This is a genomic window from Mycobacterium sp. (assembly GCF_044342925.1).
Taxonomy (GTDB): Bacteria; Actinomycetota; Actinomycetes; order Mycobacteriales; family Mycobacteriaceae; genus Mycobacterium.
Genome location: NZ_JBIIOV010000095.1, coordinates 1 through 12,970, shown reverse-complemented (window position 1 = coordinate 12,970; position 12,970 = coordinate 1). Strand labels below are relative to the sequence as shown.

Sequence of the window (12,970 nt, the reverse complement as noted above, 5' to 3'; positions counted from 1 at the left end):
GACCCTCAAGCTTTTCCAGGTCTGCCGTCACCGGGGCATCCCGATCCTGACGGTGATCAACAAGTGGGACCGCCCCGGCCGCCATCCGCTGGAACTCCTCGACGAAATCCAGGAGCGGATCGGGCTGAAGCCCACGCCGCTCACCTGGCCGGTCGGTATCGCCGGCGACTTCAAGGGAGTGCTTGACCGCCGCACGGGCAACTTCATCCGGTTCACCCGCACAGCGGGCGGCGCCACCGCCGCCCCCGAGGAGCACATTGCCCCGGAGCGCGCCGAGGACGCCGCCGGTGTCGACTGGGTCAACGCCACCGAAGAGTGCGAACTGCTGTCGGCCGACGGCGGCGACCACGATCAGGAGGCGTTCCTGCGCGGCGAGACCACGCCCGTGCTGTTCACCTCGGCGGCACTGAACTTCGGGGTGAACCAGTTGCTGGACAACCTCGTTCGGCTGGCGCCGCCGCCGCGCGGACAACTCGACGTCGACGGCAACCTGCGCGCGGTCGACTCCCCGTTCAGCGCGTTCGTGTTCAAGGTGCAGGCGGGCATGGACTCCGCCCACCGCGACCGCATCGCCTACGCCCGGGTGTGCTCGGGCACCTTCGAACGCGGCGATGTGCTGACCCACGCCGCGACCGGCAAGCCGTTCGTCACCAAGTACGCGCAATCGGTGTTCGGCCAGCAGCGTTCGACGCTGGACAGCGCCTGGCCGGGCGACGTGATCGGTCTGGCCAACGCCGCGACGCTGCGCCCCGGTGACACCCTGTTTCGCGATGTCCCCGTTCACTTCCCGCCGATACCGAGCTTCTCGCCCGAACATTTCGCCGTCGCCCGGGGCACCGATCCCAGCAAGCACAAGCAGTTCCGTAAGGGCATCGAGCAGCTGGAGCAGGAGGGCGTCGTGCAGGTGCTGCGGTCGGACAAGCGCGGCGATCAGGCGCCGGTGTTCGCGGCGGTCGGGCCGATGCAGTTCGAAGTCGCCACCCACCGGATGGCCACGGAGTTCAACTCACCGGTGTCGCTGGAACGCCTGCCCTACACGATCGCCCGTGCGGTCGACCCCGAGGACGCACCGATCGTGGACAGGCAGGCCTCGATGGAGGTGCTCACCAGAACCGACGGCGTCGTGCTCGCCCTGTTCGCCACCAAGTGGCGGCTGAAAGGCTTCCAGGAAGACAACCCCGGTGTGCGGCTGAGCTCACTGGTCGCCGCGGGCGAAGACTAACCGGGCGAAGACTGAGCCGGTTTACAGCGGGGACGCCCCCCGTAGGTGCTCGAAGATCAGTGAGGTCTGGGTGCCGGCCACGTCGGCGTCGGCGTTGAGGTTGTCGACGACGAAGGACCGCAGGTCGTCGGTGTCGCGGGCCGCCACGTGGATGATGAAGTCGTCGGCGCCGGCCAGGGTTCGCGCATTACCTGAGCTTAGTGAATTTTTGTCGGTGTGATTGCCGGTCATCCGAAGTTTCTTCACACTGATGAGCAGTATTTTCCAACCAAGGAGCGATTGTGCGCGTCGGCATCCCGACTGAGATCAAGAACAACGAATACCGTGTCGCCATCACGCCCGCGGGTGTCAGTGAACTGGTGCACCGCGGCCACGAGGTGCTGGTCCAGTCCGAGGCCGGCGAGGGATCGGCCATCCATGACCCCGATTTCAGGGCCGCCGGCGCGCGCATCGTCGACTCCGCCGACGAGGTCTGGGCCGAGGCCGATCTGCTGCTGAAGGTCAAGGAGCCCATCGAGGCCGAATACGCGCGGCTGCGCAAGGGCCAGACCCTGTTCACCTACCTGCATCTGGCGGCCTCCCGGCCGTGCACCGACGCGCTGCTGGCTTCGGATACCACATCGATCGCCTACGAGACCGTGCAGACCGCCAACCCAGACGGATCAGTGGCACTTCCGCTGCTGGCACCGATGAGCGAGGTCGCCGGCCGGCTGTCGGCCCACGTCGGCGCCTACCACCTGATGCAAACCCAGGGCGGCCGTGGCGTACTGATGGGCGGGGTGCCCGGTGTGGCGCCGGCGGTGGTCGTCGTCATCGGCGGCGGGATGGCCGGCGACAACGCCGCCGCCGTCGCCTGGGGCATGGGCGCCCACGTCACGGTGTTCGACCTCAACATCAACACGCTGCGCAAGATCGACGCCGAGTACGGCGGCGCCATCGAGACCCGCTACTCGGCGCGGCTGGAACTGCAGAACGCGGTCAAGCAGGCCGACCTGGTGATCGGCGCGGTCCTGGTGCCGGGCGCCAAGGCGCCCAAGCTGGTCACCAATGACACTGTGGCGCAGATGAAGCCGGGTTCGGTGCTGGTGGACATCGCCATCGACCAGGGCGGCTGTTTCGAGGACTCCCGCCCCACCACCCACGACGACCCGACGTTCCGGGTCCACGACAGCGTGTTCTACTGCGTGGCCAACATGCCCGGCTCGGTACCGCGCACGTCGACGTTCGCGCTCACCAACGCCACCATGCCCTATGTCCTCAAACTCGCCGACCGCGGCTGGAAGGACGCCTGCGCGGCAGACCCGTCATTGGCGAAGGGCTTGTCGACCCACGAAGGTCAGCTGCTCAACGAGCACGTCGCCCATGACCTGGGTCTGACCTACACCGACCCGGCGGGCCTGCTGGTCTAGGGTTCGGGCCTCAACGGGCGGCCAGCGCGGCCACCACGTCGGCGGCCGGGCCGCCCGAGATTCCACGCCAGGCGGTACCGGCCCACAGGGTGGTGGCGTGCGGGTCCGCGGCGGCCAACGACGCCGCCCGGATCGGCGCGGTGAGCTGGTTGACCTGGGGGTAACCCGGCGGGGCGACCTCGCTGTAGGTGGCGGTGAACGCATTGGCCAGGCTGCGGGCGTAGCGCCCGGAGAACGCCCGCGTCACCACGGTCTCGGTGAACTGCTCGTCTCGTAGCGCCGCCCGGTGCACCGCGTTGGTCCCGGCCTCGTCGCACAACAGCAGGGCGGTCCCGACCTGGGCGGCCACCGCGCCGGCCGCCAGAGCGCCGCGGACGGCGGCGGCGTCGCCCAGCCCGCCGGCCGCCACCACCGGCACGTCGAGCCGGGTGACCTGCGCCAGCAGCGTCGACAACGGTGCGTCCGGCGCCGCAGCGGCCGGGTCGAAAACGCTCCGGTGCCCGCCGGCGTCGGGCCCCTGGACCACCAGCGCGTCAGCGCCGGCGGCCACCGCTTGATCGGCTTCCTCGGCGCTGGAGACGGTCACCATGGTGAGCACACCGCGGGACCGCAACCGCGCCAGCACCGCGGGCGCCGGACAGCCGAACGTGAAGGAGACCACCTCGGGCGCGGTGTCGGCGACGACGTCGAGTTTCTCCTGCCAGCCGTCGTCGTCGGGCCGGGCGCGACCAGGCTCGGCGCCGTAGCGGCGGGCCAGCGGCACGAGCCGGTCGCGGTAGGTGTCCAGTTCTGCCTGGCTAGCCGCGCAGGGTTGTGGCACAAAGAGATTCACGCCGAGCGGCCCGCTGGTCAGCAATCGCGCCGCGGCGATGCTGTCGGCGAATGCGGTGGGGGTGAGATACCCGGCCGGCAGTGAGCCCAAGCCGCCGGCATCGGTCACCGCCGCGGCCAGCGCCGGGGTGCTCGGCCCTCCCGCCATCGGCGCACCCACGATGGGGATGGTCAGGTCGCCGAGACTGAAGGTCACCGGGTCAGCCCGCGATAGCCCGGAGTTTGTGCGGCAGTGCGCGTTTGTTGCGGTGCGGCCCCAGTACTGCCGCACCGAACCGGCCGTTCAGCACCGTGCGGGCCACCGCGTTGACGTCCTCGATCCGCACCCGCTCGATGTTACGCAGCGTGCTGGTCAGGCTGCGGTACTCGCCGTAGTTCAGCTCGGTGCGACCCAGCCGGTTCATCCGGGAGGCGGAATCCTCCAGACCGAGCAGCAGCCCACCGCGCAAGGAACCCTTGGCGATCCGGCATTCCTCCTCGGTGATGCCGTCACGGGCGACGGTCTCGAGAACCTCGGCGGTCAGCCGGATCACCTCGTCGAACCGTTCCGGCAGGCATCCGGCGTACACCGAGAAGGCCCCGCTGTCGGCGAAGGCGTCGACTGCGGAGTACACCGAGTAGGCCAGTCCGCGGCTCTCCCGGATCTGCTGAAAGAGCCGGGAACTCAAGCCGCCGCCCAAGGCGGTGTTGAGCACCGTCAGCGCCCACCGGTCGGTCCAGTGCCGGCCCGGAACCCGGACCCCGAGCGTCAGATGGGTCTGCTCGCAGTCGCGGCTGACCAGCGTCAGCTCCGGACGGGTGGTGAGCCGGCCGGCCCCCTTGCGCGGCGGCAGTGGCTTGCGGCCCCGAACCAGCCGGCCGGCGAAGTACTCGCGGGCAAGGGCCACCACGTGGTCGTGGTCGATGTTGCCGGCGACGGCCAGCACCATTCGCTCGGGCACATAGCGCCGAGTGTGGAAGGAATGTAACTGGTTTCGGGTCATCGTCGACACCGACTCGACGCTGCCGATCACCGGTCGGCCGATCGGGTGGTCGCCGAACATCGCGGTGAGGAATACGTCGCCCAGGCTGTCTTCGGGGTCGTCGTCGCGCATCGCGATCTCCTCGAGCACGACGTCGCGTTCCAGTTCCACATCGGCGGCCGCGCAGAGACCGTTGAGGACGACGTCAGCGACGAGGTCGACAGCCAGTTCGAGGTCGTCGTCAAGCACGTGCGCGTAGAAGCAGGTGTGTTCCTTGGAAGTGAACGCGTTCAACTCACCGCCGACCGCGTCCACCGCCTGGGCGATCTGGACCGACGTGCGCGTCGGAGTGGCCTTGAACAGCAGGTGCTCCAGGAAATGCGCCGCACCCGCGACGGTGGGGCCTTCGTCGCGGGAGCCGACATTGACCCACAGACCGACAGAAGCCGACCGCACGGACGGTACATATTCGGTGACTACCCGCAGACCACCGGGCAAAACGGTGCGGCGGACGGTCGAAACGTCCTGGGACGTCTCGGATTTCCGCCCACCGGCCCGAAGGCCCGCGGTGATCATCGGCGTAGCGGCTCCCCCGCCGGCAGCCTTAGCTGCCGGCGGTCGCGGCATCGACCGGTGCGGGTGCCTCGGCGGATGCGCCGGCCGCAGCGTCTTCGTCGACCGGAACCAGCGAGATCTTGCCGCGGTTGTCGATGTCGGCGATCTCCACTCGGAGCTTGTCGCCGACCTTGACCACGTCATCCACCTTGGCGACGCGCTTACCGCGGCCCAGCTTGGAGATGTGCACCAGGCCGTCGCGGCCGGGCAGCAGTGACACGAAGGCGCCAAAATCGGTGGTCTTGACCACGGTTCCGAGGAACCGCTCACCGACCTTGGGCAGCTGCGGGTTGGCGATCGCGTTGATCATGTCGATGGCGGCCTGCGCCGAGGGGCCGTCGGTGGCGCCGACGAACACCGTGCCGTCGTCCTCGATGGAGATCGAGGCGCCGGTCTGCTCGGTGATCGAGTTGATCATCTTGCCCTTGGGCCCGATCACCTCGCCGATCTTGTCGATGGGGATCTTGATGGCGGTGACGCGCGGCGCGTATGGGCTCATCTCGTCGGGAGCGTCGATGGCTTCGGCCATCACCTCCAGGATGGTCATCCGGGCGTCCTTGGCCTGGGCCAGCGCCCCGGCCAGCACGCTGGACGGGATGCCGTCGAGCTTGGTGTCCAACTGCAGCGCGGTGACGAACTCCTTGGTGCCGGCCACCTTGAAATCCATGTCGCCGAAGGCATCCTCGGCGCCGAGGATGTCGGTCAGTGCGACGTAGCGCGTCTCCCCGTTGACCTCATCGGACACCAGGCCCATCGCGATGCCGGCCACCGGGGCCTTCAGCGGCACACCGGCGTTGAGCAGCGACAGGGTCGAGGCGCACACCGAACCCATCGAGGTAGAACCGTTGGAGCTCAACGCTTCCGAGACCTGACGGATGGCGTACGGGAATTCCTCGACGCTGGGCAGCACCGGCATCAGGGCGCGCTCGGCGAGCGCGCCGTGGCCGATCTCGCGGCGCTTAGGCGAGCCGACACGGCCGGTCTCACCGGTCGAGTACGGCGGGAAGTTGTAGTGGTGCATGTAGCGCTTGGACTTCTCCGGTCCCAGCGAGTCGATCTGCTGGGCCATCTTGACCATGTCCAGGGTGGTGACGCCCATGATCTGGGTCTCGCCGCGCTCGAACAGGGCGCTGCCGTGGGCACGCGGGATGATGGCCACCTCGGCGGACAGCGCGCGGATATCGGTGATACCGCGGCCGTCGATGCGGAAGTGATCGGTGAGAATGCGCTGGCGCACAAGCTTCTTGGTCAGCGAGCGGTACGCCGCGCCGAGTTCCTTCTCGCGGCCGGCGAAAGCCTCGCCGAGCTTGCCGAGCACCTCGTTCTTGATCTCGTCGGTGCGATCGTTGCGCTCCTGCTTGCCGGCGATGGTGAGCGCCTGGGCCAGCGACTCGCCGGCCGCGTCGGCGACGGCGGTGTAGGCGTCGTCGGCGTAGTCCGGGAACACCGGGTAGTCAGCGGTCTCCTTGGCGGCCTTCTCAGCCAGCGCGCTCTGTGCCGCGCACAGGGCGGCGATGAACGGCTTGGCGGCTTCGAGGCCCTCGGCCACGACGGCCTCGGTGGGCGCCTGGGCGCCGCCGGCGACCAGTTCGATGACCTTGTCGGTGGCCTCGGCCTCGACCATCATGATCGCGACGTCGTTGTTTCCGGAGCCGCCCTGGACGACCCGGCCGGCGACAACCATGTCGAACACCGCATCGTCAAGCTGCTCGACGGTAGGGAACGCGACCCACTGGGTGCCGATGAGGGCGACGCGCACGCCACCGATCGGGCCGGAGAACGGCAGGCCGGCGATCTGGGTGGACGCCGATGCTGCGTTGATCGCCAGCACGTCGTACAGGTCGTTGGGATCCAGGCTCAGGATGGTGACCACAACCTGGATCTCGTTGCGCAGACCGGAGACGAACGTCGGGCGCAGCGGCCGGTCGATCAGGCGGCAGGTCAGGATCGCGTCGGTGGACGGACGTCCCTCGCGGCGGAAGAACGAACCGGGGATCCGGCCCGCGGCGTACATCCGCTCCTCGACGTCGATGGTCAGCGGGAAGAAGTCGAAGTGTTCCTTGGGAGCCTTGCTGGCGGTGGTCGCCGACAGCAGCATGGTTTCGTCATCGAGGTAGGCGACCACGGCGCCGGCGGCCTGCTGGGCCAGCCGACCGGTCTCGAACCGGATGGTGCGGGTGCCGAAGCTCCCGTTGTCGATGGTGGCGGTTGCTTCGAACACGCCTTCGTCGGTTTCAGCGACAGACATACGTCCGTACAGCCTTTCGTTCACTGTTGATTTTTAGCGCCGCACAGTGACGAGACGTTTTGGCTGACGAACGGCTACGGCCGTCGATCGAAGCGGCCGGGAGAAGACCTCCCGGCAGCCACTACCGAAGACCGCCCGATCGGGCCAAGCCTCGCTGGGAGACGCAGGTCACAGGCCGCGGCGCGGCCGGGGACCGTCCTCATGTTACACGGCGACCAGGTTGGTCCCGGCCACCATCAGCGGCGCAGGCCGAGCCGCTCGATCAACGAGCGGTAGCGCTCAACGTCGACCTGGGCGACGTACTTGAGAAGCCGGCGACGACGGCCGACCAGGAGCAGCAGGCCACGACGGGAGTGGTGGTCGTGCTTGTGGGTCTTGAGGTGCTCGGTGAGATCCGAGATGCGCTTGGTCAGCATGGCGACCTGCGCCTCCGGCGAACCGGTATCGGTCCCGTGCAGGCCGTACTGGCCCAGGATTTCCTTCTTCTGCTCGGCGGTCAGCGCCATGAGAAATTCAACTCCATCAATCGGTACCGCGAGGAAAGACGTGAGGCGGGCCGCCGCGGACTGCAGCTCGCGCCAGCGGAGAACGTTACCGGGTCAGGACTGCGCGGCCAAAATGCTGCGCGCCTTCGCGGTGTCCCGGCCCATCGCGGCGATCAGGTCCTCCACGGTGCCGAACTTCTGCTGACCACGGATCCGGGCGACGAAGTCCACCGCGACATGCTGTCCGTACAGGTCGGCGTCCACGTCTAGGACGAAGGCCTCGACGGTGCGGGTGCGGCCCGAGAATGTCGGATTGGTGCCGACCGAGACCGCGGCGGGATAGCGCCGGCCGGCCGTCACCGAACCCGTCGCAGGGCCCGGAGCCAGCAGGGTGAACCAGGCCGCGTACACACCGTCGGCGGGAATGGCCGAATACATCGGCGGTGCCACGTTGGCGGTGGGGTAGCCGAGCCCGCGGCCGCGGCCCTCGCCGCGGACGACCACGCCCTCCACCCGATGCGGGCGGCCGAGCGCCTCGGCGGCGGCCACGACGTCGCCGGCATCGACGCAGGCCCGGATGTAGGTCGAGGAATACGTCACGGTCTCGCTCTGGTGCTGCTCGGCGACCAGCGACACCGATTCCACCGAGAAACCGAACCGCTCGCCGGCCTTACGCAGGGTGTCGGCGTTGCCGGCCGCCTTCTTGCCGAAGGTGAAGTTGTCCCCCACCAGGACGTCGAGCACGTGCAGCCGTTCGACGAGCAGTTCGTGGATGTAGCGCTCCGGGGTGAGCTTCATGAAATCGGTGGTGAACGGCATCACCAGGAACACGTCGATACCCAGTTCCTCGGCCAGTTCGGCCCGCCGGGTGAGGGTGGTGAGCTGGGCGGGGTGGCTGCCCGGGAACACGACTTCCATCGGGTGCGGGTCGAAGGTCATCAGCACTGTCGGCACCCCACGAGCCCGGCCCGCCTTGACCGCCCGTGCGATCAGTTCGGCATGACCGCGGTGTACGCCGTCGAATACGCCGATGGTCAGGACACAGCGACCCCAGTCCGAGGGGATGTCGTCCTGCCCGCGCCAGCGCTGCACGCCCGTCAGCCTACGGTCGGGATTGCCGTGCCCCAAGTGCCACTCGGCGGCCCCGGGCGGTGAAACCTATACGCGGGAGAGCGCTCTGAAGTTCGCTGCCTGCGCCGCCTGCGCCTTGATCGCTGACAGCACAGAGTCGAACTGTTTGAACAACGTCGACTGCTGCTTTGCGAAATCCGGCATCTTGGGCAGTTGGGTGAGCTTCAGGGCAGCCGCTGCTTCCTTGGCCGCATTGATCGCGTCCTGCCGGGCTGCCGACTGAAGATCGATGCTCGGCGGATTCGGGGAAACACAATGTGTCACGTCGCCGCACGGCGCCGGCGTCGGCGCGGCAGCCGACTACCCGACCAGTGTCGCCGGGCGGATCACCACTACCGAGGTGGTCCGCGGCCCCCGATCCTCCAGCAGTGCGATGACGCGACCGTGGCTATCCGTCGCCGCGTACACACCGTCGATACCGGCCGGCGACAGTGGACGCCCGTGGGCGGCGTCGTCGGCGTGGGCGGCACTGATGTCGCGGCGCGGAAAGGCCAGCAGACACGCCTCGTCGAGGGTGTAGCTCAGGGCCGGGTGCTCGGCGAGTTGATCCAGGGTGCGGGCGTGATCCAGTCCGTAGCCGCCGACGCGGGTACGGCGCAGCGCGGTGAGATGCCCGCCGACAGCAAGCGCCGCCCCCAGATCGCGGGCCAGCGCGCGGATGTAGGTGCCCGACGAGCAGTCCACCTCGACGTCAAGATCGATGAACGAACCCTCCCGACGGACCGCCATGACCTCGAACCGGTCGATACGGACCGGCCGGGCGGCCAGTTCCACCTGCTCGCCCTCGCGGGCCAGTTGGTAGGCACGCTTACCGTCGATCTTGATGGCGCTGACCGACGACGGCCGCTGGAAGATGTCGCCGCGCAGCGGTGCGATCGCGGCCAAAATCGCTTCGTCGCCGACGTGCGTTGCCGGGATGTCCTGCAGTACTTCACCTTCGGCGTCGTCGGTGGTGGTGGCGCGGCCCAGCCGGATCGTCGCCGTGTACGACTTCGACGTGGCGGTCAGCAAGCCGAGAATCTTGGTGGCTCGTTCGATGCCGACGACGAGCACCCCGGTGGCCATCGGATCCAGGGTGCCGGCGTGGCCGACTTTGCGGGTTCCGAAGATACGTCGACACCGCGAGACGACGTCGTGACTCGTCATACCGGGGGGTTTGTCGACGATCACCAGACCTGCAGTCGGTCTCACAGCACGATCGCCGTCAGCGCCAGTCCCCCACCCACCGACCACCGGCCGACGAGTTCGGTCAACGGCGGACCCGACCGCGCCTCGGGATCGATCAGGATGCGCGAGACGAAGCTGCCCGCGCCCCCAGAGTCGGACTGGGAGTCCGTAGCGAGGGTGATGTGGGCGTCCTCGAAGCCCAGCCACCGCCCGGTCAGCGGGAACCATGCCTTGTAGGTGGCTTCCTTGGCGCAGAACAGGATTCGATCCCAGTGCAGCCCGGAGGGCAGCGCCGCGATCTCGACCCGCTCAGCCGGCAGGCTGATGGCGTCGAGCACACCGTTGGGAAGGACACCGTGCGGTTCAGCGTCGATGCCGACCGAACGGACCGCCCAGCTGCGGCCGACCACCGCCCCGCGGTAGCCCTCACAGTGGGTGAGGCTGCCGACCAGGCCGTCGGGCCATTGCGGTTCGCCCTTCTCCCCCTTGAGGATCGGTGCATGCGCGACACCAAGCCGACCCATCGCCAGCCGTGCGCAATGCCGGGCGGTGATGAACTCATTGCGCCGCTTGGTCACAGACCGGGCGATCAGCGGCTCCTCCTCCGGCAGCGCAGCCAGCTCCGGTGGGTCGTGGTAGAGCTCGGCGTACACGAGGCCGTCGCGAGCCGGGAGCACCGCCCGCATCAGCTCGCTCATCGGCGTCGGCCTTTCAGCTTCGCCCGGAACGCCTCGGCCTGGGCGCGCATTTCCGGGGTGATCATGAAGTGCCCGCCGAACTCATTGAGATAACCGGTCGCGTAGTCGGGGTCGGGCAACACCTGGCGCAGCCACCGATAGGGCTTGCGTCGCCGCCACTCCCGCGGATAGCCCACCGACACCTCTTCGAACCGCACGCCGTCGTGCCAGGTTGTGCGCGGGATGTGCAGGTGGCCGTACACCGAACACAGCGCGTTGTAGCGGGTGTGCCAGTCGGCGGTCTCCACGGTGCCGCACCATAGCGCGAACTCCGGATAGAACAACATGTCGCACGGTTCGCGCAGCAACGGGAAATGATTGACCAGCACCGTGGGCACCGTCCAATCCACGTCGTCGAGCCGGGCGCGGGTGTAGGCCAGCCGGTCGCGGCACCAGGCATCGCGGGTGGCATAGGGCTCGCAGGACAGCAGGAACTCGTCGGTGGCGACGACATTGTTTTGCTTGGCGATCGCCAGGCCTTCAGCCTTGGTGGTCGCACCCTTGGGCAGAAAGCTGTAGTCGTAGAGCAGGAACATCGGCACGACGGTCGCCGCGCCGCCGGGCCCGGTCCACAACGGATAGGGATGTTCGGGGGTGACGACGCCCATCTCGTCGCACATCTCGACGAGGTAGTCGTAGCGGGCGCGGCCGAAGACCTGCGCCGGATCCTTGCCGGTGGTCCACAGTTCGTGGTTGCCGGGCACCCAGATGACCTTCTCGAATCGTCGCCGCAGCAGATCCAGCGACCACCGGATGTCGTCAGTGCGTTCGGCCACGTCACCGGCCACGATGAGCCAGTCCTCCGGGTTCGCCGGATACAGCGACTCGGTCACCGGCTTATTGCCGGTGTGACCAGTATGTAGGTCGCTGATCGCCCAGAGCGTGGGTGCCACAACCGGCCAGCCTACTGGCGACCCATATCCTGGGCTGATGGCAAGCACCCGCTTGAGTGACCGCACGGTGAGCCGTGCGCTGCGACTTCCCCCGCCGACCACCGACTACGTCGTGCACAGAGACGTGCCGGTCCCGATGCGGGACGGGGTGGAGCTGCGGGCCGACCACTACGCCCCCGTCACCGACCGGCCGCTGGGCACCATCCTGGTGCGTTGCCCGTACGGCCGCGGGTTCCCGTTCTCCAACATCTACGCCCACATCTACGGTGCTCGCGGCTACCACGTGGTGCTGCAGAGCGTGCGGGGCACATTCGGCTCCGGGGGGACTTTCGTGCCCATGGTGCACGAGTTCGACGACGCCGCCGACACCGTCGTGTGGTTGCGGGAACAGCCCTGGTTCACCGGGACATTCGCCACGATCGGACTGTCCTACCTGGGCTTCACCCAATGGGCGCTGCTGGCCGATCCGCCACCGGAGCTGGCCGCGGCGGTGATCGCCGTCGGCCCGCACGACTTCCACAGCACCTCGTGGGGTACCGGTTCGTTCGCCCTCAACGATTTCCTGGGCTGGTCGGACATGATTGCCAACCAGGAGCGCTCGACGGCCCACCGGCTGGCCTTCCAGCTCCGATCGACCCGCCGGCTGGCCTCGGCTGTGCAGAACGTTCCGTTGGGCAGCGCCGGCCGGGCGTTGCTGGGCGAGAACTCACCCTGGTACGAATCCTGGATCGAGCACCCCGACATCGACGATCCGTTCTGGGAGCCGATGCGGATGACCCATGCGCTGGATCGCTGCGCAGTGCCGGTGTTGCTGATCGGCGGGTGGCAGGACATCTTCATCGATCAGACCATCGCCCAGTACCACCACCTGCGTGGCCGTGGTGCGGACGTGACACTGACCGTCGGCCCCTGGACCCACGACCAGATGGTGACCAAAGCCATCACCAACACCACCGCCGAGACGCTGGATTGGCTGGCGGCGCATCTGGCGCACGAGGAGCGCACCAACCCGGTGCGCAGCGACCCGGTGCGGATTTTCCTGACCGGTCGCAGCCGCTCCGGGTGGGTGGACCTGCCGGACTGGCCGCCGGCCACCACCGATCGGGTGCTCTACCTGCAGCCCACCGGCCAGCTCAGCGATATCGCACCCGATGGGAAGGCGCCCACGACGGGTTTCCGCTACGACCCCGCCCATCCCACCCCGACGGTGGGCGGCCGGCTGCTCACCCGTAACTCCGGCTACCGCGACGACACCGAGCTTGCCGAGCGC

At 68.2% G+C, this 12,970-nt stretch carries 12 protein-coding genes and 1 pseudogene; 3 read left to right on the top strand and 10 right to left on the bottom strand.

What is annotated here, in order from left to right; genetic code table 11:
• On the top strand, nucleotides 1-1,222 hold a 1,222-nt coding region (locus ADBZ6I_RS11160), incomplete at its 5' end, for a GTP-binding protein (protein WP_526383762.1).
• 21 nt (nucleotides 1,223-1,243) lie between these two features.
• On the opposite strand, the pseudogene aldR reads toward ADBZ6I_RS11160, so the two are convergent.
• Nucleotides 1,244-1,399, bottom strand: a pseudogene (aldR, locus tag ADBZ6I_RS11155) (HTH-type transcriptional regulator AldR); the annotation flags it as partial.
• Nucleotides 1,400-1,503: 104 nt separating this feature from the next.
• Here aldR and ald point away from each other — a divergent pair.
• On the top strand, nucleotides 1,504-2,631 hold the full coding sequence (ald, locus tag ADBZ6I_RS11150) for an alanine dehydrogenase (RefSeq protein WP_526383760.1): 1,128 nt from the start codon (nucleotides 1,504-1,506) through the stop codon (nucleotides 2,629-2,631).
• A gap of 10 nt (nucleotides 2,632-2,641) precedes the next feature.
• On the opposite strand, the gene ADBZ6I_RS11145 is transcribed toward ald, so the two are convergent.
• The 9 genes from ADBZ6I_RS11145 to pptH all read right to left on the bottom strand — a co-directional run bounded on the left by ADBZ6I_RS11145 (nucleotide 2,642) and on the right by pptH (nucleotide 11,700).
• Nucleotides 2,642-3,658, bottom strand: a complete 1,017-nt coding sequence (locus tag ADBZ6I_RS11145) for a nitronate monooxygenase (protein ID WP_526383758.1) — start codon at nucleotides 3,656-3,658, stop codon at nucleotides 2,642-2,644.
• Between the two features lie 4 nt (nucleotides 3,659-3,662).
• A complete protein-coding gene (locus ADBZ6I_RS11140) occupies nucleotides 3,663-5,000 on the bottom strand; it encodes a M16 family metallopeptidase (RefSeq protein ID WP_526383756.1) in 1,338 nt (445 codons plus the stop codon).
• Between the two features lie 28 nt (nucleotides 5,001-5,028).
• The gene (locus ADBZ6I_RS11135) at nucleotides 5,029-7,287 is read right to left on the bottom strand and encodes a polyribonucleotide nucleotidyltransferase (RefSeq protein WP_526383754.1); all 2,259 of its coding nucleotides are present in this window, start codon (nucleotides 7,285-7,287) and stop codon (nucleotides 5,029-5,031) included.
• Nucleotides 7,288-7,523: 236 nt separating this feature from the next.
• Complete coding sequence (rpsO, locus tag ADBZ6I_RS11130; RefSeq protein ID WP_313674645.1) at nucleotides 7,524-7,793, bottom strand: 30S ribosomal protein S15; 270 nt, start codon at nucleotides 7,791-7,793, stop codon at nucleotides 7,524-7,526.
• A 93-nt stretch (nucleotides 7,794-7,886) separates the two neighbouring features.
• Nucleotides 7,887-8,864 (bottom strand): bifunctional riboflavin kinase/FAD synthetase, encoded by a 978-nt coding sequence (locus ADBZ6I_RS11125; RefSeq protein WP_526383751.1) that lies wholly within the window; start codon nucleotides 8,862-8,864, stop codon nucleotides 7,887-7,889.
• Nucleotides 8,865-8,930: 66 nt separating this feature from the next.
• Nucleotides 8,931-9,167, bottom strand: a complete 237-nt coding sequence (locus ADBZ6I_RS11120; RefSeq protein ID WP_526383749.1) for a hypothetical protein — start codon at nucleotides 9,165-9,167, stop codon at nucleotides 8,931-8,933.
• Nucleotides 9,168-9,203: 36 nt separating this feature from the next.
• The gene (gene truB, locus ADBZ6I_RS11115; RefSeq protein ID WP_526383747.1) at nucleotides 9,204-10,094 is read right to left on the bottom strand and encodes a tRNA pseudouridine(55) synthase TruB; all 891 of its coding nucleotides are present in this window, start codon (nucleotides 10,092-10,094) and stop codon (nucleotides 9,204-9,206) included.
• Nucleotides 10,091-10,768, bottom strand: a complete 678-nt coding sequence (gene pptT / locus ADBZ6I_RS11110; RefSeq protein WP_526383745.1) for a 4'-phosphopantetheinyl transferase PptT — start codon at nucleotides 10,766-10,768, stop codon at nucleotides 10,091-10,093. The genes truB and pptT overlap by 4 nt, the downstream gene beginning before the upstream one ends.
• On the bottom strand, nucleotides 10,765-11,700 hold the full coding sequence (gene pptH / locus ADBZ6I_RS11105) for an ACP phosphodiesterase PptH (protein WP_526383743.1): 936 nt from the start codon (nucleotides 11,698-11,700) through the stop codon (nucleotides 10,765-10,767). Before pptH ends, pptT begins: the two co-directional genes overlap by 4 nt.
• Nucleotides 11,701-11,737: 37 nt before the next feature.
• Between pptH and ADBZ6I_RS11100 the strand changes: the two genes are divergently transcribed.
• Nucleotides 11,738-12,970 (top strand): CocE/NonD family hydrolase (locus ADBZ6I_RS11100; RefSeq protein WP_526383741.1); only part of this gene is annotated, 1,233 nt, incomplete at its 3' end.

Bases quoted from the DNA above. Each gene is read 5' to 3' on its own strand.
- ADBZ6I_RS11140 (WP_526383756.1), bottom strand. From the start codon at position 5,000: ATGATCACCGCGGGCCTTCGGGCCGGTGGGCGGAAATCCGAGACGTCC.
- ADBZ6I_RS11135 (WP_526383754.1), bottom strand. From the start codon at position 7,287: ATGTCTGTCGCTGAAACCGACGAAGGCGTGTTCGAAGCAACCGCCACC.
- rpsO (WP_313674645.1), bottom strand. From the start codon at position 7,793: ATGGCGCTGACCGCCGAGCAGAAGAAGGAAATCCTGGGCCAGTACGGC.
- pptT (WP_526383745.1), bottom strand. From the start codon at position 10,768: ATGAGCGAGCTGATGCGGGCGGTGCTCCCGGCTCGCGACGGCCTCGTG.